The sequence below is a fragment of the Ramlibacter sp. PS3R-8 genome, assembly GCF_037572435.1.
Lineage (GTDB): Bacteria > Pseudomonadota > Gammaproteobacteria > Burkholderiales > Burkholderiaceae_C > Ramlibacter.
The window spans coordinates 1516716-1541442 of record NZ_JBBHGT010000001.1 but is presented as its reverse complement, the minus strand read 5'-3'; the positions used below and the strand labels follow the sequence as shown (position 1 = coordinate 1541442).

Here is a 24727-nt window from a genome sequence, read left to right as displayed (position 1 = left end):
TTCAGCGCTCCAGCACGCCACCGGCGAGCCAGCGCTCGCCGCGTCGGTAGAGTTCCTGCACCACCGGCCCCTTGAGCATCGGCATGTCCATCTTGACCTTGTAGCCGATGCGCGTCTGGATGTACGCCAGGTGGCGGTAGCCCTCCGGCATCGTGGCCAGGAATTCGGTGTCCAGCTTGAGCTGCGCGGTGGGATCGACGGGGTCGATGCGGTCCTTCTCGTAGATCGGCTGGCGGTGCAGCACCTTCCACTGGCCGTCGTGCTTCGTGATGAAGTCGTAGAAGCGCCCGGTGCACACCACGTCGCACAGCACCGGCCCATCGGCGCCTTCGACCATGCCGCGTTGCGAGATGGTCATCTTGGTCTGCGCGATGGCGCGGTCGCCCTGCACCTCGATGGCGGAGCCGCCCAGGAAGTGCAGGATGCTCACGCCCTTGTTCCAGCCCTCCTGCGTCACGCGGATGAAATCGCGGAAGGGACCCTGGAACCAGGTGGCCATCATCACGCCGTCCGGGTGCCACACGGTGGCGAAGCGCTCCCAGTCGCCGGCGTCGCGCCACACGGCCCAGCGCTCCACCAGCTCGCGCACGAGCAGTTTGTCGGTCATGTCGTCAGTCATTCATGCGTCTCCAGACCCAGGTAAGCCTTGCGGATCTCCGGCCGGTTGACCAGGTCGCTGGCCAGCCCGTCGGCGACGATACGCCCTTCCTCCATCACGTAGGCCCGGCGCGCCAGCGCCATGGCCATCGAAACGTTCTGCTCCACCAGGAGCACCGAGGTGCCGCCCGCGTTGATCTCCTGGATGGCCTTGAACATGTGCTGCACGATCAGGGGTGCCAGCCCGAGCGAAGGTTCGTCCAACAGTAGCAATTGCGGCCGGCTCATCAGCGCGCGGCCGATGGCCACCATCTGCTGCTGGCCGCCGGACAGGGCGCCCGCCGGGCTGCGCAACTTCTCCTGGAGCACGGGAAACAGGGCCAGCACCTTGTCCATCGACTCCGCGCGATGCGCTTTCGCCTCCGGCAGGTAGCTGCCCAGCTCGAGGTTGTCGCGCACGCTCATGCCGGTGAAGAGGCGCCGGCCTTCCGGCACCACCGCGATGCCCGCCGCGCAGAAACGGTGGCTGGCCAGCTGCGTGATGTCCCGCCCGTCGAACGACAGCCGCCCGCCGCGTGCGCGGTGCAGCCCGGCGATGACATTGATCAGCGTGCTCTTGCCGGCGCCGTTCGGCCCGACGACGCAGACCAGTTCGCCGCGGTCGACGCGGATGGAGACGTCCCACAGCGCCGGCGCGGCGCCGTAGTTCACCTGCAGCTTGGCGACTTCAAGCATGGGCCGGCTTTCCGAGGTACGCGGTGACCACTTCCTCGTCCTTCATCACGTCCGATGCCAGGCCTTGCGCGATCAGCTTGCCGTGGTTCAGCACGACGATGCGATCGGTCAGCGCCATCACCGCGCGCATCACGTGCTCGACGAACACGATGGTCGAGCCCTGGTCGCGGATGCGGCGGATCAGTTCGATCGCCTCGTTGATCTCGCCCGGCGTCAGGCCGGACAACACCTCGTCCAGCAGCACCAGCCGCGGCCGCGCCGCCAGCGCGCGCGCCAGTTCCAGGAACTTGCGCTGGTGCAGGTTCAGGTCTTCCGGCAACGCGTTGGCGCGCGCCTGCAGGCCGGTGAACTCGAGCCACTTCCAGGCCTCGCGCGCGGCGTCCTTCTCGTTCAAGGCGGCGCCGCCGAACATCGCCACCATCGACACGTTCTGCAGCACCGTCATGTGCGCGAAAGGCCGGGGAATCTGGTACGTCCGCGCGATGCCCGCGCGCGCCATGCGGTGCGCCGGCACGCCCGTCAGGTTCCTGCCATCGAAAATGACTTCACCGGCCGTCATCGGGTAATGCCCGCTCACGACGTTGATGAAGGTGGACTTGCCCGAGCCGTTGGGCCCGAGCAAGCCGAGGATTTCGCCCTGGCGGACCTGCAGCGTCACGTTGTCGAGCGCCTGCACGCCCTTGAAGGCTTTCGACAGGCCACGCACTTCGAGCAGCGGGGCGGCGGACGTTGCTCGCAAAAGCCCCTCTCCCGTCTGCGGGAGAGGGGTTGGGGTGAGGGCCTGCGCACGCGCAGGGGTGAGGGCCTCGTCGCGCGCACCAACCTCCTTTTCCACCCTCTTCCTCTTACCGAAAACCCGCCCCAGGATCCCTTCCGGCAGGAACAGGATCACCAGCACCAGGATGGCCCCGACCGCGGCGCGCCCCGCCACCGCGGAGTCGCCCGCGGTGAAGAAATACAGCAACCCGGTGATCGCCGTCGCGCCCACCGCCGGCCCGGCCCAGTGCCGCGTTCCGCCCAGCACGCTCATGAGCACCACCGTCAGCGGCACCGTGATGTTGAAGGTTTCGCCAGCCGTCACGTAAGAGACGAACAGCGCGTGGATGCCGCCGGCCAGTCCCGCCAGGGCGCAGGACAGGGCGAACGCCGCCAGCTTGTAGCGGAAGGTCGGCACGCCCATCACTTCCGCCACGTCCTCGTCGTCGTGGATCGCGAACAGGCCGATGCCCAGCTTGGACGCATACACGACGTAGGAGGCTGCCATCGTCAGCACGGCCGACGCCAGCATCAGCAGGTAGAGCGACGACGACGGCGAAGGCGCGAGCTTGGGCACCTGCACCGCATTGAGGTAGATCCCCGGTCCTCCGTCGATCGGCGTGTTCAGGATGATGGTCGCCACGACGAAGGTCACCGCCAGCGTGAGCAGCGCGAACAGTTCGCCGCGCACCGCCTTGACGCGGAACACCACGAAGCCGATGAACAGTCCCAGCAGCGCCGGCAGCAATGCCGCGAACGGCAGGGTGGCGAGGAAGGGCCAGTTCGCCTTGCCGGAGAGCACCGCCGTGGTGTACATCCCCACGCCGAAGAACGCGCCATGCCCGAAGGAGAAATAGCCGGAGTAACCCGACAGGATGTTCCACGACACGGCCAGCACCACCCAGTGGAACACCAGGTAGAGGATGGATTCGTAGAAGGACGGAAGACCGAGCCAGGGCAGCGTGGCCAACCCCGCACCGGCCAACCCGATGCCCAGCAACGCGCGGTTCTTCATCCCAGTTTCCCGGGGCGGAACAGCAGCATCAGGATCAGCAGCGAGAACGAGACGATCGGCGCCCAGGACGGGGAGGCGACGGCCATCGTGACCGCTTCGCTCACCCCGATGATCACGCCGGCCACCAGTGGTCCCAGCGCGCTGCCCAGCCCGCCCAGCATCACGGCCGCGAACACCACGCCGACCCACGCGAAGATCTGCGACGGCGTCAGCGTGAACGTCAGCGCCAGGCACACACCTGCCACCCCGGCCAGCGCCGCGCAGCCGCCGGCGAGCACCAGTTCCAGCGTGCGCGAATTGATGCCGAACGCCGCCGCGATGGGCCCGTCTTCCGCCATCGCCCGCAAGGCCTTGCCCAGGTCGGTGTAGCGCATGCCGGCCCACACCGCCAGCGAAATGGCCAGCGCCAGCACCAGCGTCAGCAGCTCCGGAATCGGCACGTACAGCTTGCCGATGGTGAACTTCATCGCGTTGTAGCTCGATTCCAGCTTGCGGTAGTCCGCGGTCCACACTGCCTGGATGCCAGCCTCGATCACCACCGTGATGCCGAAGGTGACCAGCAGCGAGTTGAAGGGCGTGATCCGGAACCGCGACAGCACCCACTGCATCGCCACGCCGATCACGAAGAACACCGGCGGCACCAGCACCAGCGCGAACAGCGGGTCCATATGCCACACCGTCGCCATCTGGTAGCTGAGGTAGCCGCCGAGGAAGACCAGGCCGAAGTGCGACAGGTTGATCTGCCGCAACAGGCCCCAGGTCAGCCCCAGCCCCAGCCCGATCAACCCGTACAGCGCCCCGATGAAGATGCCGGACAGGATCGCCTGCGCCAGCAGGTTGAAGCTGGGGAGCGTCATCGAGCCCGCGCCCTCACTTCATCTGCAGCGTGGCGCCCGGAGCGGCAAAGGACTGCGGCCAGATCACTTTCCACTGGCCGCCCTGCACCTGCTTGATCTTCATCAGGTCGTCGCCGTAGTTGCCCGGGCCGTCGAAGCGCAGCCGCCCCTGGATGGTGTCGATCTTGTTCTTGCGCAGGAAGTCGGCGATCTTCTTGTCGTCGAAGCTGTTGGCGCCGCGCACGCCCGCCTCCAGGATCTGCCACGCGGAGTACGACGCGGCGGCCTGCACCTCGACGTGCGTGTCCGGCAGGCCGGCCGCCGCGGCGCGCTCGTTGAAGACCTTCACGAACTGCGCGGCCGTGCCTTCGTTGATGAAGGGCACGTGTTCCTCGAAGATCGTCACGGCCAGCGCGTTGGCGCCCTCCGGCGACTTGGTCATGGGACCGGGCGCGGGATAGAGGTGGAAGTGCAGCGGCGGCACGTAATCGATCTTTTTCATCGCCTCCAGCAGCATGTTGCCTTCCAGGCCGATGTCGCCCATCCAGACCAGGTCGGGGTTGGCGTCCTTCACCCGCGCGGCGATCGGGCCGAAATCGCGGTTGCCGAAGTCCCATTCCAGGAACAGCACCTCCTTCAGCCCGCGCTTCTTGGCCACCTCGCGGCCGCCGAGCGACATGAAGTGGATGGAGGGGAACTTGCTGGTGACGATGGCGATCGTCTTGGGCGGCTTCTTCGACTGCGCGAGCATGTCGAACAGCGAGTTGGACACCGTGTTCTGCGGGTCCGGGCCGAGGGACCAGGCCGGGAACTGCATCTCGTACTTGGCCATCGAGGGGATGCCGAACGTGTGGTGCACCAGCACCTTGTTGTAGCGCTGGGCGACGCCCATGGCGGAGAGGATGGCGCCGGTCGCATACGGCCCCATCAGCAGGTCCACCTTGTCGCTGGTCACCAGCTGCTCGTACAGGGTGCGCGCCAGGTCGGGCTTGGACTGGTCGTCCTTCACGATCCACTGCACCTGCCGGCCCAGCAGGCCGCCGCGCTTGTTCAACTGCTCGACGTAGATCTCGCCCACCAGCTTGTGGGTGAGCGCGGTGGCGGACAGCGGGCCGGTGAGGGCCAGCGTGCTGCCGATGCGCACCGGCTGGCCGGCGGGCGCCTGCGCCAGCACGGGGAGCGCAAGCGCGGCCCCGGCGGCGCCGGTGGCGGAAAGGATGCGGCGGCGGGTGAAGGTCATGGCTTGTCTCCTGGTCGTTGGTCTGCTGTCAATCCACTTGCGCGCCCGAGCGCTTGACGAGCTCGGACCACTTGGCGATTTCGGTGCGGTTGAAGGTGGCGAGCTCATCCGGCTTGAGCAGCGGTACTTCCAGGCCCTGGGCGGCGAGCTTGGCTTTCACCTCGGGATTCGCCACGGCCTGCGCCACCGCGTCGCGCAGCCTGGCGAGCACCGGCGCAGGGGTGGCCGCGGGCGCGTACAGCATGAACCAGGCGACCAGGTCGAACTCGCCGAAGCCCTGCTCGGTGACGGTGGGAACGTCCGGCGCGGCGGCGGTACGCTTCGCGCTGGAAACGCCCAGCGCCCGCAGCTTGCCGCCCTTCACGTGCGGCATGACGGCGGCCGGGTGGTAGAACATGAACTGGACCTGGCCGGCCATCACGTCCGACATCGCCAGCCCGCCTTCCTTGTACGGCACGTGCACCATCTCGCCGCCGAGGCGCGCCTTCAGCAGCTCGCCAGCCAGGTGGCCGGAGGTGCCGTTGCCGGCCGAGGCGAAGCTCACGCCGCCGGACTTCGCCGCGGCAGCCTGCAGGTCCTTCAGCGACTTCAGCGGCGAGTTCGCGGCCACCACCAGCAGCGTCGGCGTGTAGCCGGCAAAGCCGATCGGCGCGAAGTCCTTCTGCGCGTCGTACGGCATCTTGCGGTACAGGCCGGGGTTGATGGCATGCGTGCCGACCGTGCCCATGACGATGGTGTAGCCGTCGGCCGGCGCCTTGGCGACGAAGTCGCTGCCGATGTTGCCGCCGGCGCCCGCCTTGTTTTCCACCACCACCGCCTGCCCGAGCGGCTTGGCCATGGCCTCGGCGAACACGCGCGCGATGATGTCGGTGGTGGTGCCCGGGCCGAACGGCACGATCATGCGCAGCGGCCGGGTCGGAAATTCCTGGGCGGCGCCGGACAGCGGCACGGTGAGTGCGAAGCCGGCCAGCGCGGCCAGCGCGATACGGCGCGTGTTCACTTGCTTGTCTCCTTGACGGGCGTGCCGCGCGGCTTCCAGCCGTGCGCCAGTTCCTCGTTGTGCTCACCCAGCACCGGCGGCGCCGTCACTTCCAGCGGCCGCTGGCCGTCGAACGAGACGGGCGAGCGGACGGTGCGGAAGGTGCCGACCACGGGATGCTCGGTCTCCACGAACAACTGCAGGTGCCGGGCCTGGGCATCTTCGGGCACTTCGGCCGTGGTGTACATCGGGGAATGCGGCACGTCGTTGGCGTCCAGGCGGCGGCACCACTCGGCGCGGTCGCGCGCGGCGAAGATCGGCTGCATCACCTCGATCAGCGTCTCCTGGTTGGCGATGCGGGCCTGCCGGCTGGCGAAGCGCTCGTCCTGGAACAGGTCGGGCTTTTCCATCGCGTTGGCCAGGCCCTGCCAGAACTTCTCCGGTGACGACATGTGCAGCGCGAGCCACTTGGCGTCCTTGCAGGCGAACACGTACGACTGCGACACGCTCGGGCGGCTGAAAGGCCCCATCACCTCGTTGGCGGAGAACAGGTGCTGGAACGCATCGAGGTTGAAGTGCGTCATCGCCTCGAACATCGACAGTTCCACCGTGCGGGCCACGCCGGTGCGCTCGCGCTCGTACAGCGCGCCGAGGATGCCGTAGGCGGCGTAGAAGCCGGTGACGAGATCCGCGATGGCGGGGCCGGTGACCCGCGGGCTGGCCGGGTTGACCAGCAGCCCGAGGAAGGCGCTGGCGGCTTGCGCCACGCTGTCGTAGGCCGGGCGATGCGCGGCCGGCCCGCTGCTGCCGAAGCCGCTGATGCCGCAGTAGACCAGCCGCGGATTGATGCCGCGCAGGCGGTCGACGCCGCAGCCTATCGTTTCGGCGAAGCCGGGGCGGAAGTTCTGGATGTAGACATCGGCGTCCTTGACCAGCGTGTCGAATTTCTCCAGGTCCGCCGCCTGCTTGGTGTTGAGCGTGACGCTGCGCTTGTTGCGATTGACCGTCTGGTAATGCGGCGAGTACAGGCCGCCCTTGAAGGCGCGGAAGGGATCGCCGGTGCCGGGCAGCTCCACCTTCACGACGTCGGCGCCCAGGTCCGCCAGCAGCATCGATGCGGCGGGGCCGGTGATGAAGGTGCCGTGCTCCAGCACCCGCACGCCGTCGAGGACCTTGATCACTTGCCACCCTCCGTCGGCAGGTCGCCCGTGTATTCGAACTCGCGCGTGGCCTGGTAGGACAGTGCGAAGCCGATCGGGTCGCTCAGTTCCTCGTTCAGGTGCGCGATCAGGCTGGCCGTGCGCGCCAGCATCGGGACGCCGCGCAGGGCCGCCACCGGGAAGCCGACGCCAAGCAACACCGCGGGGATCGCGCCGGAGACGTTCAGCTTGAGGTCCTTGCCGATGACTTCCGGGATCACCGCTTCCACCGCCTTGGCGATCTCGACGAAACGCTGGCCGCCGCCGGCGCGCTGCGACACGGCGAACAGGGCGTCGACGCGGGGGTCGCGCCGCTTGTGCTCCGGGTGGCCATAGCCCGCGATGGCCTGCTTGCGCTCGCGCCGGCCGGCAACGACGGCCTTGGCCGCTGCCCGCAGGTCGCCGGTCTTCTTCGACTCTTCCTCGATCTCGACGTACAGGCGACCCGCCGTTTCGGATGCGCCGAGGATCACGGAGCCGGAGCCGAGCAGCCCCGCGGCCACGGCGCCCTGCATCGCGTCGGGCGCCGCCGCCATCGTCATGCGCGCGGCCTGGACGCTCGGGACCAGCCCGTGCTCGGCGATCGCCACCAGCGTCGCGTTGAGCACCTGGCTGGCCGCCGCGTCGGGCTTGCGCCCCGTCAACAGCAGGAAGAAGTAGTCGCCGAAGTTCACCTGCCCGATCAGGTCGCGCGCCAGGTCGTGGCCCCGCACGACGATGGTGTCTTCGTTGGACGTGCAGATCGCGGAGCGCGGCTGCGTGGCCTTGCCGATTTTCATGCGGAGGGCACCAGCCGGAAGTCGTACTTCGCCGTGTAGTACGGCTGCTTCATCTCGCGCCCGTCCGGCGCCTTGCCTGGCGGGTGCTTGGGGAAGTCGACGATCAGGCTGTTGCGCACGCCGAAGACCGCATCCGAATCCAGGTACGGGCTGTCATTGACGAAGATGTGCGTGATCAATCGCTCGTGCCCGGGCGCGTTGAGCATCATGTGCATGTGGCCCGGCCGGTTGAGGTGGCGGCCCATCTTCGCCAGCATGGCGCCGACCGGCCCGTCGCCGGGCACGGGGTAGAAGGTCGGCTTGATCGACCAGAAGCGGTAGTTGCCGTCCTTGTCGGTGCGGAACTGGGCGCGCAGGCTCATGCTGTCGCCCTTCTGCATGTCGTAGAAGCCCTCGTCGTCGCCCGACCAGACGTCCAGTTCGCAATGGGCGACGGGCTTGCCGAAGGTGTCGGTGACCCGCCCGTGGTACAGGGTCGGCTCGCCGTGGCCCGCGCCGATGTCGTCGCCCAGTTCCTTCTTCGGCGCGCCCGGCCAGAAGAACGGGCCTTGCACCGTCGCCTCGGTCGGCTTTTCGCCGGGCTTGTCTTTCAGCGCCTTGGCGCCGCGCGCCTGCTCCAGCGCAACGACCAGCATCGACATGCCCAGCGTGTCCGACAGCAGGATGAACTCCTGCCGCCTCTCGTCGCACTTCTGGCCGGTGGCGGTGAGGAACTGGATGCCGGCCATCCATTCGTCCGGCGTCAGGTCCACCTCGCGGGCGAAGGCATGCGCGTGCTTGACCAGCGCCGTCATGATCAGCTTGAACCGCGCGTCCTTGCAGTCCCCCATGCGGTCGATCACCGCCTGCGCGAAATCGCTCACTTCGAGTTGGGCCATGGCTTGTCTCCTTGGATTCCGTCATCCCCGCGAAGGCGGGGACCCAGGGCTTTCCTGTAGTCCGGCCGAGTCTAGGCATGGCCATCCCCGCATGAAAGTGATGAATTTCGACCGTTATGATCGATGCCATCGATCGCAATACGGGCGAACCCGCACATGGAACTGCGCCACCTCCGCTACTTCGACGCCATCGCCGAAACCCTGAATTTCACCCGGGCGGCGGAGCGCCTGCACGTCACCCAGTCGACGCTGTCGCACCAGATCAAGCAGCTGGAGGATGAGCTCGGCACGCCCTTGTTCGACCGCAGCGGCAAGCAGGTCCGCATGACGGAGGCCGGCGAGATCCTGCGCAGCCACATGACGCCCGCGCTGGAGCAGATCGACCTGGGGCTGCAGGCGCTGCGCGCGCCGGCCGAGGCGGTGATGGGAAGCATCCGCCTGGGCACCACCTCCAGCTTCAACACCCGCATGGTCCCCCAGTGCGTGGCGACGCTCCTGAACCACTATCCAAGCGTGCAGGTCAACGTGGAGGAACTCGCGGCCGGCCGGATCCTGCAGCGGCTGCGCTCCGGGCACCTGGACATCGCGGTCTCCTATCCGCCCGGCGACGGCGGGGACCTGTGGTTCGAGCCCCTGTACAACGAGGAATTGCGGCTGGTGGTGGGCGTCAACCATCCGCTGGCGCGGCGCCGGCGGGTGCGCATGGTCGAACTGCACAACGTCCGCATGGTGTTGCTGCCCGCGCAGTTCCTCACCCGCAAGCTGCTGGACGACTGCTTCCTGGCGGCCCGGGCGAAGCCGCTGGTGATTGCGCAGCTCAACTCGGTGGCGCCGATGATCGAGCTGATCCGGCAGACCGACCTGGCCGGCATCATCACCGAGACGGCGGTGTCGCAGTCGGCGGACCTGCGCGTGATTCCGCTGGAGGACCCGACGCCGATCCGTACGCCCGGGCTGCTGTGGCAGAAGGGCGCAACGCGCTCCCCGGTGCTCAAGCACTTCGCGGAGATCATCCGCAGGGCGGCGGGGACGGCGGCCTAGGAGGCTGCGCGTCAGAGCGGCGCGTTCGTCCGCGCCTGGCGGCGTCCATCGGCCGCCAGCCGCATCCGTCGCAATGGCTGGCGCACGCCAGCGCCCCGGGCGCAGAATGCGGTCACTTCCCCCCACAGGGCGTTCGATGCTCGGCACACTGCGGCTTGCGTTCCAGCCTGGCGACCGCGCTTATGGCGTCCGCGTCCTGCACGCGCTTGACGCCCGCCGGGCCGGCGCCGCCGGGTTGACCGCCTTGCTGCTCTCGCTGGGCGCGCTCGTCAGTCCGGCCTTGCTGGACTTTTTCAGCCCGGCCGAAATCGCGCTCGCCTGGCTCGAACACTTCGCCGAACTGGCCGTGCTGGCAGCGGGCCTGCTGCTGGTGTACACGCTGCTCGACGAAGCACTGCCCGTCGCGATGCCGATGCGGCTGGCGCTGCTGTGCGTGCTGCTGTTCGCGTCGGCCACCGGGTTCGCCCTGCTGCTCTATGCCTATTACGCGCATGGTTTCGGCCACCTCCCGCCGCCGCTGCGGCTGCTCTCGGACGCCTTGCACTGGGGCTTGCCGGCGGTCTTCCTGGTCGTCATCGCGGACCTGCACCGCCGCTCGCTGCGCGCCGATTCCGCCACCCACGGCGCCAACCTGGCACGCGTGCAGCAGGGCCAGGGCGACGCGGAACAGCGGCTCGCCCTGCTGCAGGCGCAGATCGAGCCGCACTTCCTGTTCAACATGCTGGGCAACGTGCGGCGGCTGTACCGCACCCGGCCGCAGGAAGGCGCAGAGGCCATCGACAGCCTGATGCGCTACCTGCGCACGGCGATGCCGCAGGTGCGCAACGCGACCGGATCGCTGGGCGACGAGCTGGAACTGGTGCGCGCCTTCCTGGAGCTGTACCGCATCCGCATGGGCGCGCGGCTGGCCTTCGAGATCGATGCCGACGCGTCGCTGCTCGCGCTGGCATTCCCGCCGATGCTCGCCATGACGCTGGTGGAAAACGCCATCCGCCACGGGGTCGAACCGGCCGGCGGCGGACTCGTGCGCGTGACGGCCCGGCGCACGCGTGAGGCGCTGCAGGTCGAGGTGGCCGATGACGGCGTGGGCTTCGGCGGCGCGGCCAGCAGCGGCACCGGGGTGGGGCTCGTCAACGTGCGGCGGCAGCTTGCCGCGCGCCATGGCGGGCGCGCCCGCCTGACGCTGTCGGCAAGCCGGCCGCGAGGCGCGACTGCGTGCATCGAGCTTCCCCTCGAGACGGGCTGAAAGCACCCGCATGCGTGCACTCTCCGCCCCGGTGCTGCCACTCTCCGACGCCAGCGAGAACCTCTGGCGCGGCACCCCGGCCCGCGGCGCCGTGGCAATGGCCGGCTTGCTCGCCATCGCCGCGCCGCTGAGGTTCTTCATCGGGGCGCTGAGCGTGATGCAGCAGCCCTCTGTCCCCGACATGGTGGAACTGGCCGCGTGGTGGCTGCTGTATGCGGCGGTCTTCTGGCTGGCCCTGCTGGCCGCCGGCCATGCCGGCGCCCGCCTCGTGGCGGGGTTGGACCGGATCGCCCGCGCCGCGTTGTGGCTGGCATTGGCTTGCGCCTGCGCGGCCGCGGCCAACCTCGCGGCAGCGGGGCGCAGCCGCATCCTCATCGAGCAAGGCGTGGTGCAGGGCGCCCTTCCGATGCACCTGTACGGCTTTGCGCTCTCGTTCACGCTGGCGATCCTGTACTTCGCGCTCCTGCGGCGCAGCCGCTTGCACGAGGAAGCCGCAACCCGTCTCGCCGCAGCCCAGGCCGCGCAGCGCGAGGCGCGGCGCCGCCGGGTGCAGATCGACCTGCAGGCGGTGCAGGCGCGCATCGATCCGTCGCTGCTGTTCGGCATGCTCGATGCGGTGCGCCAGGCGTACGCCTGCGACCCGCCGCGCGCGGAACGCCTGCTGGACGAACTGATCGCCTTCCTGCGTGCCTCGCTTCCGCGCCTGCCCAGCGACACCTCCAGCGTTCCGCGCGAAGCCGAGCTCGCACGCGCTTACGCGCAGCTGCTGTCGCTGGCCCAGGCGGCGACCTGGGGCATGAGCGTGGACGTGTCCGAGCCAGCGCGGCATGCGCGCTTTCCCCCCGGCGCGCTGTTGCCGCTGGTGGACGACGCGCTGCGCTCGCGCGGTGGGCCCTGCACATTGCAGGCGACCTGCAAGGGCGGCGTCTGCCGCGTGACGCTCGGCTTGCCGGCGCGTCCGTCCGAGACCACCATCGCGCGCGTGCGGTCGCTGCTGCACGAAATCGACGGCTCGGCCGCCGGCCTGTCCGTCACCACCGAGGCCGGCGCGGCCCAGGTCGAGATGTGGGTGCCCCATGAAAGCTCTTGAGACCGCCCACCGGGCGCCGACGGCGGTGCTCGCCGAGGACGAGCCGCTGCTGGCCGACGAGCTGGCCGAACTGCTGCGCACGCTCTGGCCGCAACTGCAGATCGTCGCCCGGGCCGCCGACGGCGTTGCGGCGCTGCATGCCATCGAGGAGCACCAGCCCGACCTCGTGTTCCTGGACATCCAGATGCCCCTGTTGACCGGGCTGGAAGTCGCCCGGCGCATCGCCGGCGCCTGCCACGTGGTCTTCATCACGTCGTACGACTCGCACGCGCTGGAGGCGTTCGAGGCGGGCGCCATCGATTACGTGCTCAAGCCGCCGAGTGCCGACCGCTTGCTGACCACGCTGCGCCGGGTGCAGGAGCGGCTGCTGCAGCCCGCCGCCGACCTGCGCGGCGCGTTGTCGCGCGTCGGTGCGGCGCCCTCCCTGCCGCGTCCTTTCCTGCAATGGATCAATGCATCGCGAGGCGCGGCCGTTCGGCTGATCACGGTAGAGGAGATCCTGTACTTCAAGTCCGACCAGAAGTTCACGCTCGTGGTCACCGCCGACTCGGAGGCGCTGATTCGCAAGACCATCCGCGAACTCGGGGATGAACTGGATCCGGCGATGTTCTGGCAGGTCCATCGCTCCACCATCGTCAACCTGTATGCGATCGACAGCGTCATCCGCGACGAGCGCGGCAACCTGAGCCTGCGCCTGAAGAACCGCGCCGAGTCGCTGGCCGTGAGCGAAGCGCACACCCACCTGTTCCGCCAGATGTGAAACCCCACCGCAGGAGAGTCCCATGGCCGATGAAGACTGCAAGGAATCCCGCGCATTGAGCCGGCGCCAGGCCGTGGCGCTGCTCGCCGCCTTTGGCGTGGGCGAGGAGGCCATGGCGCAGGACGCGGTCACCACCGACCCGCGCAGCTTCCGCGTGGTGGTCGACAACGCCAGCGTCAGGGTGCTGGAGTACAAGAGCCGGCCCGGCCTGGGCGTGTGCGGGCAGGGCCTGCACTACCACCCGGCGCACGTGACGGTGTCGCTGACGGGCGCGAAGTTGAAGAAAACCGAGAACGGCAAGGTGAGCCTGGTGGACGTGCCGCCCGGCCACGTGTTCTTCGCCGACGCGGAAACGCACGCCGCGGAGGTGATCGGCGGCTCCGGCACGCGCACCTACATCGTGGAGTTGAAGGGCAAGGACTGGAAGCCGAGCACCGGCTGATCCCGCGGCGCCGGCGTTCGTCCGCGCCGGGCCGCAGCGACGGATCGATTCGCCGCATCCGTCGCACCTGGCTTCGCTTGCTGCTGCGTGCTGCCTACATTGGCCGTGAGTCCCCGCCACGTCCCAGCAACGCCGAAGGAAACGCCATGTCACCAGCTCGCACGCCCCTGCTTTCCAGCCTGCTCCTTGCAGCCCTCCTGCCCGCCACGCCGGCCGCGCTCGCCGACGCGGTGGCCGACTGGAACGAAAAGGCCGTGAGCGCGGTGTACGCCGCGGGCATGAGCCCGGACCTGCAATCGCGCAACCTGGCCATCGTCCACATCGCCGTCTTCGAGGCGGTCAATTCGATCGAGCCCCGCTACACCCCCTATCGCGCGCGCCTGCCGGCCGAGCCTGGCACGCTGCCGGAAGCCGCGGTTGCCGCCGCGGCGCACGCCACGCTGCAAAAGCTGCTGCCGACGCAGGCCAAGGACCTGGACGCTTTCCTGCAGGCCGCGCTGGCGCGTATGCCGGACAGCCCCGGCAAGGCCAGTGGCATCCGCCTGGGCGAGCGCGCTGCCGCATCGATCCTGGCCGAACGCGAGCAGGACGGCTCCAACGCACCCATCACGTACCGCCCGTTCACGCTGCCGGGCAAATACGTGCCGACGCTGTTCCCGGCTTCCTCCACCTGGAGCGCGGTGCGGCCGTTCGTGCTGAAGTCCGGCGACCAGTTCCGGCCGCCGGCGCCCTACGCGCTGACCAGCCCGCAATGGGCCGCCGACTTCAACGAAGTCAAGCGGATGGGCGCCAAGACCGGGTCCGCCCGCACGCCGGAGCAGAACGACATCGCCCGCTTCTGGCAGCTCACCGGGGCGGCCACGTACAACCCCGTGACGCGCCACGTCGTCGCCGTCAGGAACCTCGACCTGCTGGACAGCGCACGCCTGTTCGCACTGTCGGCCATTGCCACCGCGGACACGGCGATCACGATCTTCGATGCCAAGTACGCGCACAACTTCTGGCGCCCCGTCACGGCCATCCGCAATGCCGACATCGACGGCAACGACGCCACGGCGATCGACCCGAACTGGGAACCGATGATCAACACGCCGATGCATCCCGAGTACCCGTGCGCCCACTGCACCTTCCAGTCCGCCGCCGCGGGCGTGCTGCAGACGTTGTACGGAGACGTGGTGCCGAAGTTCACCCTCACCAGCACGGCGGCGCCGGGCGTGACGCGCTCCTTCGAACGCCTGTCCGACTACGTGACCGAGGTCGTCAATGGCCGCATCTACGAAGGCGTGCACTACCGCACCTCCGGCGAAGTGGGCGCCGCGCTGGGACGCAAGGTGGCCGAGGAAGTGGTGAAGACCCGGCTGCAGCCGCTGCAATCGTCGGCGGCCGCGCGTTAGCGTCAGCGCTGCCCGAACGTCATGCCGTCGAACAGGTCCTTGTATTGCCGCGGCTGCGAGCGCCAGTACTGCCGGGGCGCGGACACATGGGCACCGAGTTCGGCCGCGGCATGCCAGGGCCAGCGCGGGTCATAGAGCATGGCGCGCGCCAGGGACACGGCGTCGGCCTCGCCATTGGCGATGATGGCCTCGGCCTGCCGCGCTTCGGTGATCAGGCCCACGGCCAGTGTCGGCAGGCCGACTTCTGCCTTCACGCGCTGTGCGTACGGCACCTGGTAGCCGGGGCCGAGCTTGATGGCCTGCTGGGGCGAAACGCCGCCCGTGGTGACGTGGATGGCCGCGCAGCCGCGCGCCTCGAGCGCTTGCGACAACGCCACGGTCCCTTCGATGTCCCAGCCGCCGGGCACCCAGTCGGTGGCCGAAATGCGCGCCCAGACCGGGCGGTCGGCCGGGAACGCCGCGCGCACCGCGTCGAACACCTCGATCGGAAAGCGCATCCGGTTCTCGCGGCTGCCACCGTAGTCGTCGTCGCGGTGGTTGGCCAGCGGCGAGAGGAACTGGTGCAGCAGGTAGCCATGCGCCATGTGGATCTCGATGCCGTCGAAGCCCAGCCGCGCAGCGCGCCGCGCCGCCGCCGCGAAGTCGTCGCGCACCTTGTCCATGCCGGCGCGGTCCAGCGCCAGCGGCGCGTCCTCGCTTGCGGAGTGCGGCACGGCGCTGGGGGCCAGCGTCTTCCACCCGTTCGGCTCGTGCGGACGAATCTGCGCGCCGCCGTCCCACGGCGCGTGGCTCGATCCCTTGCGGCCTGCGTGCGCCAGCTGCACCGCCAGGCCGATGGGCGAGTGCTTGCGAACCGCCTGCATGACGTGTCCCAGTGCGGACTCGTTCGCGTCCGTGTAAAGACCCAGGTCGCCCGGCGAAATGCGGCCTTCGGGCGAGACGGCCGTGGCTTCGACGATCAGCAGGCCGGCGCCGGACAACGCGAGGCTGCCCAGGTGGATCATGTGCCAGTCCGTGGCCGAGCCCTCCTCGGCGGAGTACTGGCACATCGGCGCGATGACGATGCGGTTGTCAAGGCGCAGCGCGCCGATGGAGAAAGGCTCGAAGAGGCGGCTCATCCCCGCAGGCTACCGCATGGCCGGCAAGGCGTGCCGCAAGCCGCTGTCGGCGGCCTGACGGATGAGGCTACATGCCGTGTTCGCAACCGCCGGCGGACGCCTTCGCCGTGTCCGATGCGCTCGGAATGCCGTCGTCGGCAGGCAGCGCGCTGCGCTCCAGCGCCGCCGTCGGCAGGACGGACGAACGCGCGGCGACAGGGACTGCAGAGGCGGCCTCGCGGACCTGCACGCTGGGCTCGGGGGGCCTCGGCGCGTCCAGCGCGGCGAGCGCCAGCCCGCCGATCAGGGCGGCAGTCACGGCGCCGGCCCAGCGGGCCCGCGGATCGACCCGCGTCGGCGTAGATGAGCCTGCTTCGGCCACGGAGGCCGGGTGTTCACGAACGAGATGGCACATGGCGCGCTCCTTCACTCGGATCGCTTCCAGTATGAACCTCCGGGGCCGCGCGGCCCGTGATTTTTCGTGCTGCCCCGCGCCTATTTGTAAGCGCGTTGAACTCGCCAGCGTAGGACGCCTCCGACCTTCACAACGCCTTCGTGGAGCCAAAGCCAGATGTGGAAATCGCTTGCCGCTGTCCTCCTGCCCGCCGCCGTGTTCGCATCGGGCCTGGCCAAGGCAGACCGCCCGGATGAGTTCACGCAGGGCATGGAGACGATGTGGGAAGCGATGTGGCATCAGAGCGGCATGCCCACCCGCCTGGTCCGCTGGGAGCAGGACATCAAGGTGCGCATCACCGGCGTGAACCTGGTCACGCACAAGCAGCACACGCTCGATGCCTTGCGCACGGTCGCGGCCGAGGCGGGCGTCCAGGTCATCGACGTCAGCGATGCGGCTGACGCACAAGAGCAGGCCAACCTCAGCATCGACATCACGCCGAACTCCGATCTCAGCGAGAACCAGCCGTGCGAGACCCGGCTGGACTACCAGACGGAGGACCGCATCGAGGCGGTCTCCATGCAGATGCGTGACAGCGACGCCGCCCGCTGCATCTACCATGAGGCGATGCACGTCATGGGTGTGCGCGGCCATCCCGAGGGCAACACGGTGCTGAGCTACTTCACCGGCCACGTCGAGGGCCTGCAGCCCCTGGACAAGGCGATGCTGCACGCCTGGTACTCGCCGCAAGTGCGGGGCGGCATGACGCCCTTCGAAGTGATGCCGGCGCTGGCCGACGAGCTGGTCAGGATCCTGCCCGACCGCGAGCAGGCGCTGCAATCGCGCGACCGCTTCTTTACACGGACCATCCAGCAGATGCACGCCTTTGCCGAGGGCGAAGGCGACGTGCCCCAGATCGTCAAGCGCTGCGGCAAGGCCACGGCCGAAGGCATCCGGCTGGGCCGCAGGGAGATGAGCTACTTCCTGTCCGTCGCCTATGCGCAGGGGGCGACGGTGGCAAAGGATGCCGCGCAGGCGAAGCACTGGATGCAGCGTGCCGCCAACCTGGGCAGTGGCACTGCCGCGGCCACCACTGCAGAGCCAGCGGCCAGCCGCGGCTGACGCAGCGCACCATCCCACGGGTGGCTGTCAAGCCCCGGCAAGAATTTCATGCGGGTTCTCGCCGGGAAATGCACGGCGAGCGCAGGTTTGAGGGACACTCGCTGCATGGCAAAGAAACACGCATTCACCGCAGCAGAAAACGAAGAAATCGTTACCCTGATCATCGAAGACGCGGCGGACCTCACGCCCAAGGAGCTCGAGCAGGAGCGCCTGGCGAAAATGGAAGAACTGAAGAAACTCAGCTGGATGGCCCATAGCGCCGAGCAACTGGCCGGGCGCATCCCGACCTCGGTGTTCGCGATGGGCGACCTCGTCACGGCCGGCTGATCGCCGGCGGCCGCATCACGCGGCGCGCAACAACGCACCCTTCACTTCGACGCCGCGGCTTTCCAGCACGCGACGCGAAACCGCCCAGCCGCGCCGGTGGTGCTGCCGCAGGATCTCGCGCAGCATCGCACCAGCGCGGTCGCGCAGCGCATCCAGGATGGCCTCGTGCTCGCGCACCGCGTGCGCCCACCGTTCGTTCTGCTGGTTTCCGGCATAGCGGTAGCGGCGGATGCGCGCGCATTCGGCGGCATAGATCCTGGACAGCACCGGGTTGCCGGCGGCCTCGACGATGTGCTGGTGGATCGCCTGGTTCAGGTGAAAGTACTGCATCAGGTCGCCTTCCCGATGCGCCGCGGCCATGCGCGCGTGCAGTTCCTCGATGGCCGCGATCTCCGGATCGGTAATGCGCTCGCACGCAGGCTCCGCCGCGAGCGTCTCCAGGCCGATCAGCACCTCGATCGCCGCCTCCACTTCCTCGATGGACATCGCCGTCACCACCGCGCCGCGGTTGGGCTCGATCTTCACCAGCCCCTCGGCCTCCAGGATCTTGAAGGCCTCGCGCAGCGGCGTGCGCGACATGCCGGCGAGCTGGTCGGCCACCAGCCGCTCGGTGATGCGCTGACCCGGCGCAAGCGCTCCCGAGACGATCAGCTCGCGCAGGCGGCGGGCCGCCACGACGGTGCGGGTGCCGCGGTCTTCCGGAGTCGAATGCATGGCGCGTATTTTCGTGTGCATGCAATCAATGTCAATACGCAAGCTTCTGGGGGTATTTACGGAGGTTGATGCGACCGATTGCATGCAAACTTAGCTTCAATGAACCATGAGACCCATTACGCGGCCGCGACACGCCCGGTCGAGACCTGCGTGGTCGGCAGCGGCGGCTTCGGCCGCAGCTTCCTGGCGCAGGCGCTGCGCATCCCCCTGATCCATGCCCGCGTCGCTGTCGACCGCGAGGCCGACATCGCTGCCGCCGCTCTTCGATCGATCGGCCTCGACGAGAGCCGCATCGCCGTTTGCAATACCGCCGCACAAGCCACTGCCGCCTGGGAGCGCGGGCAGCACATTGCCGCCGCTGACGTGACCGTCGTGCTCGGGCTGCCGCTGGACCTGCTGATCGAGGCCACGGGGCATCCGGAGGCAGGAGCGCGGCACGCGCGGCTGGCGATCGAGGCCGGCCTGCACGTGGCGCTGGCGTCCAAGGAAGTCGACAGCGTGATCGGTTCGGAACTGGCCCGCCTGGCGCAAGGCAGGGGCAAGGTGGTGACGCCCGTCGACGGCGACCAGCCCGCGCTGCTGATCGGCCTGGTGACCTGGGCGCGCACGCTGGGCCTGCAGGTCGTGGCAGCGGGCAAGTCGAGCGAATACGACTTCGTGTTCGACCAGGACGCCGGCACCATCGACAGCAACGGCGAGCGCATCCCCGTGTCCGGCTTCGACAAGCTGTGGACCCTGGGTGGCGGCAACGCCGGCACGCTGGCACGCGCGCGTGCGCAGGCCTGCGCCGCATTGCCGCAGCGCGCCGTGCCCGACCTGTGCGAGTTGCTGGTGGTCGCCAACTCCACCGGCCTGGTGCCGGATCGCCCCACGCTGCACGCGCCCATCGCCCGGATCACCGAGGTGCCGACCTTCTTCGCGCGGGAGGGCGACGGCGGCCTGCTCGCAAGCTCGGGTTCGCTGGATGTCTTCCACTGCCTGCGCGCGCCCGACGAGGTCAGCCTCGCCGGAGGCGTTTTCGTGGTCGTGCGTTGCGATGACGAGGAGACCTGGCGCCTTTTGGCCGGCAAGGGCCACATCATGAGTCGCGACAACCGCCACGCGATGCTGCCGATCCCGCGTCACCTGCTCGGGCTGGAGGCGGCGACGAGCGTGCTGGATGCGGTGCTTCACGGCCGCTCCAGCGGCGCGCAACAGCCGCGCCCCGTGCTCGACCTGGTGCCGCGCGCCACGCGCACGCTGAAGGCCGGTGGGCTGCTGGAGATGGGGGGCCATCACCACACCATCGACGGCACCACGGCCGAACTGCTGCCTGCCGCCGCGCTGGGCCCGGGCGTGCCCGTGCCCTTCTACCTGGCCGCCAACCGCCGCCTGGTGCGCGACGTCGCCGCGGGCCAGCCGGTGTGCTTCGACGACATCGAGATCGAGACCGATTCGGAACTGCTCGCGCTGCGCCGATCGCAGGACGCCCATTTCTTCCCGGCCACCGCGGCCTGATCACACGACCCACAGGAGACACCATGCAGACCCTCACCCTCACGCGCATCGCCGCGGTCGCCATCGCCGCCTGCGCGCTGCCAGCCATCGCTGCCGAATGGAAGCCGTCGCGGCCGGTCGAATTCATCGTCACGGCGTCGCCGGGCGGCGGCACCGACCAGTTCGCGCGCGTGGTGCAATCGATCGTGCAGAAGTACAAGCTGATGCCCGTGCCGGCGGTGGTCAGCAACAAGGGCGGCGGCGCCGGCACCGAAGGCCTGATCGCGGCCAAGGCAGCCAAGGGCGACCCGCACAAGCTGGTGTTCTCCACCAACCTGGCTTACCTGATGCCGATGATCACCAAGGTGGGCTACTCCATCGACGACGTGACGCCGCTGGCCGTGATGGCGGCCGACGAATTCATCCTGTGGTCCTATGCGGACGGCCCGTACAAGAGCGCCAAGGACCTGATCGCGGCGGCGCGCGCCAAGAACGGCGGCTTCAAGATGGGCGGCTCCCAGTCCAAGGACACCGACCACATCCTGACGCGGCAGATCGAGAAGGCGACGGGGGTCACCATGACCTATGTGCCCTTCAAGTCGGGCGGCGAGGTGGCGGTGCAGCTGGCCGGCGGCCACGTCGAGGCCAACACCAACAACCCGTCGGAGAACGTGTCGCATTGGCGCGCCGGCAAGGTGCGCCCCCTGTGCGTGTTCGCCAAGCAGCGGCTGCCGCTGAAGGACAAGATCGCGGGCGACATGAGCTGGGCCGACATTCCCACCTGCAAGGAACAGGGCATCGCCGTGGACGAGTTCCGCATGCCGCGTACCGTGTGGGCCATGGGCGACATCACGCCGGAGCAGACGGAGTACTACCGCAAGCTGCTGGCGCAGGTGCGCGAAAAGCCGGAGTTCAAGGACTGGCTGCGCAACGGCATGCAGACCGACCTGTTCATCACCGGCGCGGACCTGGCGCGCTACATCGCCAACGACAAGACCGCCAACAAGGTGCAGTTCAGCCAGGACGGCTGGCTGCTGAAGGACTGATCGCATGGCCCTGGCCCGCCGTACGCTCGAAATCGGCACGGCCGCCGCGCTGGCCCTGTTCGCGTCGGCGGTGATCGCCAGCAGCCTGCAGTTGCAAAACGGCTGGGGCCCCACGGGGCCGCAGGCCGGCTACGTGCCGCTGCGCCTGGGCGGGCTGCTGCTGCTGGTGAGCCTTGGGCTGCTCGTACAGGCAGCGCGCGCGCCCGGCGGGGGCGAGCCTTTTGCCACGCGCGAGCAACTGGCGCGCAGCCTGTCGCTGTTCGTGCCGACGGTGGCCATGGCCATCGGCATGACCTGGCTCGGCGTGTATTTGACGGGCGCCGTCTTCCTGGCGTACATGGCGCGCCGCCACGGCGGCATGCGCCTGGGCCGCGCCATCGCCATCGGGGCCGGCGCCACCGTGGTGTTCTTCCTGATCTTCGAGCTGTGGTTCAGCGTCCCGCTGGCCAAGGGTCCGCTCGAGCACTGGCTCGGGTTGTAAGCGCACCGCCCCGCCATGCTGGACCAACTGAACCTTCTCGCCGGCGGCTTCCAGACCGCCTTCAGCGTCTACCACGTGTCGCTGATGGTGGCTGGGGTGCTGCTCGGCATCCTGGTGGGCGTGCTGCCCGGGCTGGGTGCGCCCAACGGCGTCACGCTGCTGCTGCCGTTGACGTTCACGATGCCGCCGGTGGCCGCGATCATCCTGCTGTCGTCGATGTACTGGGGCGCGCTGTTCGGCGGCTCCACCACGTCGATCCTGTTCAACATCCCGGGCGAGCCTTCGTCGGTGGCCACCACTTTCGACGGCCACCCGATGGCGCGCAAGGGCGACGCGGCGCATGCGCTGGCCATCGCGTTCCTGTCGGCCGGCTTCGGCGCCCTGGCCGGCGTGATCGTGGTCACGCTGGTGGCCAACGCCATCGCGGAGTTCGCGCTGAAGTTCAGCCCGGCCGAATACTTCGCGGTCTATTTCCTCACCTTCTGCAGCTATGCGGGCATGAGCGGCGGGAAGCCGCTGAAAACCATCGCGGCGCTGCTGGTCGGCTTGATCCTCGCCGGTGTCGGCACGGACACGGTGTCGGGCGAAATGCGGCTGGCCTTCGGCACCGACATCCTGGTCGGCGGGATCTCCTTCCTCGCGGCCGTGGTGGGCCTGTTCGGAATCGGCGAACTGCTGGTGACGGTGGAGGAAGGTCTGGCGTTCAAGGGCCTGCACGCCCGCATGAGCTGGCGCACCGTGTGGCATGCCGCCAAGGAGATGCCGCGCTACGGCTGGACGCTGCTGCGCTCCACGGCGATCGGCTGCTGGATGGGCATCACGCCCGGCGGACCGACCGCGGCCTCCTTCATGTCCTATGGCATCGCCAAGCGTTTCTCCAGGCGCAGCGAGCATTTCGGCCAGGGCGAGCCGGAGGGCGTGGTGGCTCCCGAGACGGCCGACCACTCGGCCGGCGTTTCCGCGCTGCTGCCGATGCTGGCCCTGGGCGTGCCCGGCTCGGCGACCGCGGCGGTGATGATGGGCGGCCTGATGATCTGGGGCCTGCAGCCGGGACCGATGCTGTTCATCGAGCAGAAGGACTTCGTGTGGGGCCTGATCGCCTCCATGTACATGGCCAACGTGGTGGCCATCGTGCTGGTGCTGGCCACCATCCCGCTGTTCGCGGCGATCCTGAGGGCGCCGTTCGCCATCATCGGCCCGCTGATCGTGGTGGTCTGCCTGATCGGCGCCTACACCATCGGCGGCAAGATGTTCGACGTCTACCTGGCGCTGGTCTTCGGCGTGGTGGGCTACGTGTTCAAGAAGCTCGACTACCCGATCGCGCCGCTGATCCTGGCGATGGTGCTGGGCGACAAGACGGAAGACGCCTTCCGCCAGTCGATGCTGCTGTCCGATGGTTCGCTGCGCATCTTCTACGCCAACGGCCTGGTCGGCACCTTGATGTCGGCGGCACTACTGCTGCTGGCCTGGAGCTTCCTCAGTCCCCTGTGGAGGAAGCGGGTCCCGGCGGCCGGGGCGGCCTGAGGCCGGCCGCTGCTTCGGCGGCACGCAACTTGTCCTTCTTGCTCGGGCGTTTGCCCTTGACGCCACCGGTGCCGGCGGCTGCTTCCGGCATGGCCACCGGTTCGAAGCCCGCCACCTGTTCGCGCTCGACGCGCATGCCGTGCCGCTTTTCGATCAGGCGGAAATGCGGCTCCGTCGCCGCACTGACGAAGCTGACGGCCACGCCGCTGGCGCCCGCGCGCCCAGTGCGGCCGATGCGGTGCACGTAATCGTCGGCCGAGCGCGGCAGGTCGTAGTTCACCACCACCTGCAGGCCGGGGATGTCGATGCCGCGGGCAGCCAGGTCGGTGGTCACCAGGACTTCGAGGGCGCCGCTCTTGAAGTCGCGCAGCACGGCCGTGCGGCCGCCCTGGCTCATCTCGCCATGCAGCGCTGCTGCACCGACACCGCGGTCCGACAGCTTGCGCGCGACATGCTCGGTGGCGTGGCGCGTGGCCACGAACACCAGCACGCTGCGCCAGCCGGCCTGCTGCACCAGGTGCCGCAGCAATTCCGTGCGGCGCGGCGCATCGACGGCGATCGTGCGCTGCGCGATGGCGGGTTCCGCGCGTTCTTCTGCCGTCGCCTCGACCCGCGCGGCGTCGTGCAGCAGCGCGTCGGCCAGCGCCTGCACGCCGGGCGGGAAGGTGGCGGAGAACAGCAGGTTCTGGCGGCGTGCCGGCAATGCGCCCAGGACCCGGTCGCGCTCCTCGGCGAAGCCCAGGTCCAGCAGCCGGTCCGCTTCATCGAGCACCAGCGCTTCCACCGTGTCCAGCCGCAGCGCGTTGCGCTCCATCAGGTCCAGCAGCCGCCCCGGGGTGGCGACCACCACGTCGGCCCCACCGCGCAGGTTCATCATCTGCGGGTTCACCGAGACGCCGCCGAACAGCACCGCCACCTTCAGCGGCCGATGCAAGGGTTCGCCGAGCTGCCGGAACGCCTCGCCGATCTGCGCGGCCAGTTCGCGCGTCGGCACCAGCACGAGCACGCGCACCCGGCGAAACGCGTGCTGCCGCCCCGCCACCAACCGCTGCAGCAGCGGCAGCGCGTAGGCGGCGGTCTTGCCGGATCCGGTGGGGGCCAGCCCCAGCAGGTCCTGCCCCTGCAGCAAGGGCGGGATCGCCTGCACCTGGATCGGGGTCGGCACGCTGAAGCCCGCTTTCCGGCACGCACCTGCCAGCTCGGCGGAGAGCCCGAGCGACTCGAACGTCGCATCAGTCATTGGGCTACCCTCCGCGCTACGCGCTGCGGGATTCGCCTTGGGGCGGCCCGGCGGCTCATGGCGAGCGATGCAGCCGGGGTGCGGACAGCGCCTGCAGGCTTTCGGTGATGGCGACGTCCACGTCGCGCCACCTGCCGGCCAGCCCGGCTGCGGCGAGCGCCTTCTCCAGCGCCTTGAGCTCGCGCACGCCGGGGGCGACCTTGATCTGCGCGATGGCGGCCGCCGGGTTGCCGGCGCGCAGCAGCGCGACGACCTTGCCGGGCCAGGGGGAGGGAGATGCCAAGTCGATGTTCCTTCGTGGGGCTGAGAAGCGATTGTC

Annotated in this window: 26 protein-coding genes; 12 read left to right on the top strand and 14 right to left on the bottom strand. The window is 69.1% G+C overall.

The window, feature by feature from the left end; translation table 11 throughout:
• Position 1: 1 nt before the first annotated feature.
• The 9 genes from WG902_RS07305 to WG902_RS07265 are packed head-to-tail and all read right to left on the bottom strand — an operon-like array spanning position 2 to position 9014.
• Positions 2-619, bottom strand: a complete 618-nt coding sequence (locus tag WG902_RS07305; protein WP_340059286.1) for a nuclear transport factor 2 family protein — start codon at positions 617-619, stop codon at positions 2-4.
• Complete coding sequence (locus WG902_RS07300; RefSeq protein ID WP_340059285.1) at positions 616-1332, bottom strand: ABC transporter ATP-binding protein; 717 nt, start codon at positions 1330-1332, stop codon at positions 616-618. The genes WG902_RS07305 and WG902_RS07300 overlap by 4 nt, the downstream gene beginning before the upstream one ends.
• Positions 1325-3103, bottom strand: a complete 1779-nt coding sequence (locus tag WG902_RS07295; protein ID WP_340059284.1) for a branched-chain amino acid ABC transporter ATP-binding protein/permease — start codon at positions 3101-3103, stop codon at positions 1325-1327. The genes WG902_RS07300 and WG902_RS07295 overlap by 8 nt, the downstream gene beginning before the upstream one ends.
• Entirely contained in the window at positions 3100-3960 is an 861-nt protein-coding gene (locus WG902_RS07290; protein WP_340059283.1) for a branched-chain amino acid ABC transporter permease, read from the bottom strand. Before WG902_RS07290 ends, WG902_RS07295 begins: the two co-directional genes overlap by 4 nt.
• A gap of 13 nt (positions 3961-3973) precedes the next feature.
• The gene (locus tag WG902_RS07285; protein WP_340059282.1) at positions 3974-5179 is read right to left on the bottom strand and encodes an amino acid ABC transporter substrate-binding protein; all 1206 of its coding nucleotides are present in this window, start codon (positions 5177-5179) and stop codon (positions 3974-3976) included.
• Between the two features lie 28 nt (positions 5180-5207).
• The gene (locus WG902_RS07280) at positions 5208-6179 is read right to left on the bottom strand and encodes a Bug family tripartite tricarboxylate transporter substrate binding protein (RefSeq protein WP_340059281.1); all 972 of its coding nucleotides are present in this window, start codon (positions 6177-6179) and stop codon (positions 5208-5210) included.
• A complete protein-coding gene (locus WG902_RS07275; protein WP_340059280.1) occupies positions 6176-7339 on the bottom strand; it encodes a CaiB/BaiF CoA transferase family protein in 1164 nt (387 codons plus the stop codon). The genes WG902_RS07280 and WG902_RS07275 overlap by 4 nt, the downstream gene beginning before the upstream one ends.
• On the bottom strand, positions 7336-8136 hold the full coding sequence (locus tag WG902_RS07270; RefSeq protein WP_340059279.1) for a citryl-CoA lyase: 801 nt from the start codon (positions 8134-8136) through the stop codon (positions 7336-7338). Before WG902_RS07270 ends, WG902_RS07275 begins: the two co-directional genes overlap by 4 nt.
• On the bottom strand, positions 8133-9014 hold the full coding sequence (locus WG902_RS07265; RefSeq protein WP_340059278.1) for a dioxygenase family protein: 882 nt from the start codon (positions 9012-9014) through the stop codon (positions 8133-8135). The genes WG902_RS07270 and WG902_RS07265 overlap by 4 nt, the downstream gene beginning before the upstream one ends.
• A gap of 156 nt (positions 9015-9170) precedes the next feature.
• Between WG902_RS07265 and WG902_RS07260 the strand changes: the two genes are divergently transcribed.
• The 6 genes from WG902_RS07260 (at position 9171) to WG902_RS07235 (ending at position 14987) form a co-directional block, all read left to right on the top strand.
• The gene (locus WG902_RS07260; protein WP_340059277.1) at positions 9171-10055 is read left to right on the top strand and encodes a LysR substrate-binding domain-containing protein; all 885 of its coding nucleotides are present in this window, start codon (positions 9171-9173) and stop codon (positions 10053-10055) included.
• Positions 10056-10191: 136 nt separating this feature from the next.
• The gene (locus tag WG902_RS07255; RefSeq protein ID WP_340059276.1) at positions 10192-11301 is read left to right on the top strand and encodes a sensor histidine kinase; all 1110 of its coding nucleotides are present in this window, start codon (positions 10192-10194) and stop codon (positions 11299-11301) included.
• A gap of 10 nt (positions 11302-11311) precedes the next feature.
• Positions 11312-12391: a sensor histidine kinase gene (locus WG902_RS07250; protein ID WP_340059275.1), complete on the top strand. Its 1080-nt coding sequence runs from the start codon at positions 11312-11314 to the stop codon at positions 12389-12391.
• Positions 12378-13151, top strand: a complete 774-nt coding sequence (locus WG902_RS07245; protein WP_340059274.1) for a LytR/AlgR family response regulator transcription factor — start codon at positions 12378-12380, stop codon at positions 13149-13151. Before WG902_RS07250 ends, WG902_RS07245 begins: the two co-directional genes overlap by 14 nt.
• Before the next feature lie 22 nt (positions 13152-13173).
• A complete protein-coding gene (locus WG902_RS07240; RefSeq protein WP_340059273.1) occupies positions 13174-13593 on the top strand; it encodes a hypothetical protein in 420 nt (139 codons plus the stop codon).
• Positions 13594-13739: 146 nt separating this feature from the next.
• Positions 13740-14987, top strand: a complete 1248-nt coding sequence (locus WG902_RS07235; RefSeq protein WP_340059272.1) for a vanadium-dependent haloperoxidase — start codon at positions 13740-13742, stop codon at positions 14985-14987.
• A 2-nt stretch (positions 14988-14989) separates the two neighbouring features.
• On the opposite strand, the gene WG902_RS07230 is transcribed toward WG902_RS07235, so the two are convergent.
• The gene (locus tag WG902_RS07230) at positions 14990-16105 is read right to left on the bottom strand and encodes an NADH:flavin oxidoreductase/NADH oxidase (RefSeq protein ID WP_340059271.1); all 1116 of its coding nucleotides are present in this window, start codon (positions 16103-16105) and stop codon (positions 14990-14992) included.
• 67 nt (positions 16106-16172) lie between these two features.
• Positions 16173-16499, bottom strand: coding sequence for a hypothetical protein (locus WG902_RS07225; protein WP_340059270.1), 327 nt, complete (start codon positions 16497-16499; stop codon positions 16173-16175).
• Positions 16500-16655: 156 nt separating this feature from the next.
• Between WG902_RS07225 and WG902_RS07220 the strand changes: the two genes are divergently transcribed.
• Both WG902_RS07220 and WG902_RS07215 read left to right on the top strand, forming a co-directional pair.
• Positions 16656-17600, top strand: a complete 945-nt coding sequence (locus WG902_RS07220) for a hypothetical protein (RefSeq protein WP_340059269.1) — start codon at positions 16656-16658, stop codon at positions 17598-17600.
• Positions 17601-17705: 105 nt separating this feature from the next.
• Complete coding sequence (locus tag WG902_RS07215; RefSeq protein ID WP_340059268.1) at positions 17706-17927, top strand: hypothetical protein; 222 nt, start codon at positions 17706-17708, stop codon at positions 17925-17927.
• 15 nt (positions 17928-17942) lie between these two features.
• On the opposite strand, the gene WG902_RS07210 is transcribed toward WG902_RS07215, so the two are convergent.
• A complete protein-coding gene (locus WG902_RS07210) occupies positions 17943-18641 on the bottom strand; it encodes a GntR family transcriptional regulator (protein ID WP_340059267.1) in 699 nt (232 codons plus the stop codon).
• A gap of 99 nt (positions 18642-18740) precedes the next feature.
• Between WG902_RS07210 and WG902_RS07205 the strand changes: the two genes are divergently transcribed.
• Genes WG902_RS07205 through WG902_RS07190 form a run of 4 tightly spaced genes read left to right on the top strand, consistent with a single transcriptional unit; the run spans position 18741 to position 23168 of the window.
• Complete coding sequence (locus tag WG902_RS07205) at positions 18741-20138, top strand: NAD(P)H-dependent oxidoreductase (protein ID WP_340059266.1); 1398 nt, start codon at positions 18741-18743, stop codon at positions 20136-20138.
• A gap of 23 nt (positions 20139-20161) precedes the next feature.
• Entirely contained in the window at positions 20162-21163 is a 1002-nt protein-coding gene (locus WG902_RS07200; RefSeq protein ID WP_340059265.1) for a tripartite tricarboxylate transporter substrate binding protein, read from the top strand.
• Between the two features lie 4 nt (positions 21164-21167).
• Positions 21168-21644 (top strand): tripartite tricarboxylate transporter TctB family protein, encoded by a 477-nt coding sequence (locus tag WG902_RS07195; RefSeq protein WP_340059264.1) that lies wholly within the window; start codon positions 21168-21170, stop codon positions 21642-21644.
• Between the two features lie 18 nt (positions 21645-21662).
• Complete coding sequence (locus tag WG902_RS07190; RefSeq protein ID WP_445263670.1) at positions 21663-23168, top strand: tripartite tricarboxylate transporter permease; 1506 nt, start codon at positions 21663-21665, stop codon at positions 23166-23168.
• Here WG902_RS07190 and WG902_RS07185 read toward each other — a convergent pair.
• Both WG902_RS07185 and WG902_RS07180 read right to left on the bottom strand, forming a co-directional pair.
• Positions 23122-24408 carry a DEAD/DEAH box helicase gene (locus tag WG902_RS07185; protein ID WP_340059262.1) on the bottom strand — a complete coding sequence of 429 codons (1287 nt, stop codon included), beginning with the start codon at positions 24406-24408 and terminating at the stop codon, positions 23122-23124. The genes WG902_RS07190 and WG902_RS07185 overlap by 47 nt on opposite strands.
• Before the next feature lie 55 nt (positions 24409-24463).
• A complete protein-coding gene (locus tag WG902_RS07180) occupies positions 24464-24691 on the bottom strand; it encodes a hypothetical protein (protein WP_340059261.1) in 228 nt (75 codons plus the stop codon).
• Positions 24692-24727: the final 36 nt, after the last annotated feature.

What these genes read in the sequence shown, in the direction of transcription:
- WG902_RS07285 (WP_340059282.1), bottom strand. Translation starts at nt 5,179, where the DNA reads ATGACCTTCACCCGCCGCCGCATCCTTTCCGCCACCGGCGCCGCCGGG.
- WG902_RS07230 (WP_340059271.1), bottom strand. Translation starts at nt 16,105, where the DNA reads ATGAGCCGCCTCTTCGAGCCTTTCTCCATCGGCGCGCTGCGCCTTGAC.
- WG902_RS07300 (WP_340059285.1), bottom strand. Translation starts at nt 1,332, where the DNA reads ATGCTTGAAGTCGCCAAGCTGCAGGTGAACTACGGCGCCGCGCCGGCG.
- WG902_RS07255 (WP_340059276.1), top strand. Translation starts at nt 10,192, where the DNA reads ATGCTCGGCACACTGCGGCTTGCGTTCCAGCCTGGCGACCGCGCTTAT.
- WG902_RS07250 (WP_340059275.1), top strand. Translation starts at nt 11,312, where the DNA reads ATGCGTGCACTCTCCGCCCCGGTGCTGCCACTCTCCGACGCCAGCGAG.
- WG902_RS07200 (WP_340059265.1), top strand. Translation starts at nt 20,162, where the DNA reads ATGCAGACCCTCACCCTCACGCGCATCGCCGCGGTCGCCATCGCCGCC.
- WG902_RS07185 (WP_340059262.1), bottom strand. Translation starts at nt 24,408, where the DNA reads ATGACTGATGCGACGTTCGAGTCGCTCGGGCTCTCCGCCGAGCTGGCA.
- WG902_RS07235 (WP_340059272.1), top strand. Translation starts at nt 13,740, where the DNA reads ATGTCACCAGCTCGCACGCCCCTGCTTTCCAGCCTGCTCCTTGCAGCC.
- WG902_RS07260 (WP_340059277.1), top strand. Translation starts at nt 9,171, where the DNA reads ATGGAACTGCGCCACCTCCGCTACTTCGACGCCATCGCCGAAACCCTG.
- WG902_RS07245 (WP_340059274.1), top strand. Translation starts at nt 12,378, where the DNA reads ATGAAAGCTCTTGAGACCGCCCACCGGGCGCCGACGGCGGTGCTCGCC.
- WG902_RS07305 (WP_340059286.1), bottom strand. Translation starts at nt 619, where the DNA reads ATGACTGACGACATGACCGACAAACTGCTCGTGCGCGAGCTGGTGGAG.
- WG902_RS07215 (WP_340059268.1), top strand. Translation starts at nt 17,706, where the DNA reads ATGGCAAAGAAACACGCATTCACCGCAGCAGAAAACGAAGAAATCGTT.
- WG902_RS07220 (WP_340059269.1), top strand. Translation starts at nt 16,656, where the DNA reads ATGTGGAAATCGCTTGCCGCTGTCCTCCTGCCCGCCGCCGTGTTCGCA.
- WG902_RS07270 (WP_340059279.1), bottom strand. Translation starts at nt 8,136, where the DNA reads ATGAAAATCGGCAAGGCCACGCAGCCGCGCTCCGCGATCTGCACGTCC.
- WG902_RS07290 (WP_340059283.1), bottom strand. Translation starts at nt 3,960, where the DNA reads ATGACGCTCCCCAGCTTCAACCTGCTGGCGCAGGCGATCCTGTCCGGC.
- WG902_RS07240 (WP_340059273.1), top strand. Translation starts at nt 13,174, where the DNA reads ATGGCCGATGAAGACTGCAAGGAATCCCGCGCATTGAGCCGGCGCCAG.
- WG902_RS07265 (WP_340059278.1), bottom strand. Translation starts at nt 9,014, where the DNA reads ATGGCCCAACTCGAAGTGAGCGATTTCGCGCAGGCGGTGATCGACCGC.
- WG902_RS07195 (WP_340059264.1), top strand. Translation starts at nt 21,168, where the DNA reads ATGGCCCTGGCCCGCCGTACGCTCGAAATCGGCACGGCCGCCGCGCTG.
- WG902_RS07295 (WP_340059284.1), bottom strand. Translation starts at nt 3,103, where the DNA reads ATGAAGAACCGCGCGTTGCTGGGCATCGGGTTGGCCGGTGCGGGGTTG.
- WG902_RS07225 (WP_340059270.1), bottom strand. Translation starts at nt 16,499, where the DNA reads ATGTGCCATCTCGTTCGTGAACACCCGGCCTCCGTGGCCGAAGCAGGC.
- WG902_RS07210 (WP_340059267.1), bottom strand. Translation starts at nt 18,641, where the DNA reads ATGCATTCGACTCCGGAAGACCGCGGCACCCGCACCGTCGTGGCGGCC.
- WG902_RS07205 (WP_340059266.1), top strand. Translation starts at nt 18,741, where the DNA reads ATGAACCATGAGACCCATTACGCGGCCGCGACACGCCCGGTCGAGACC.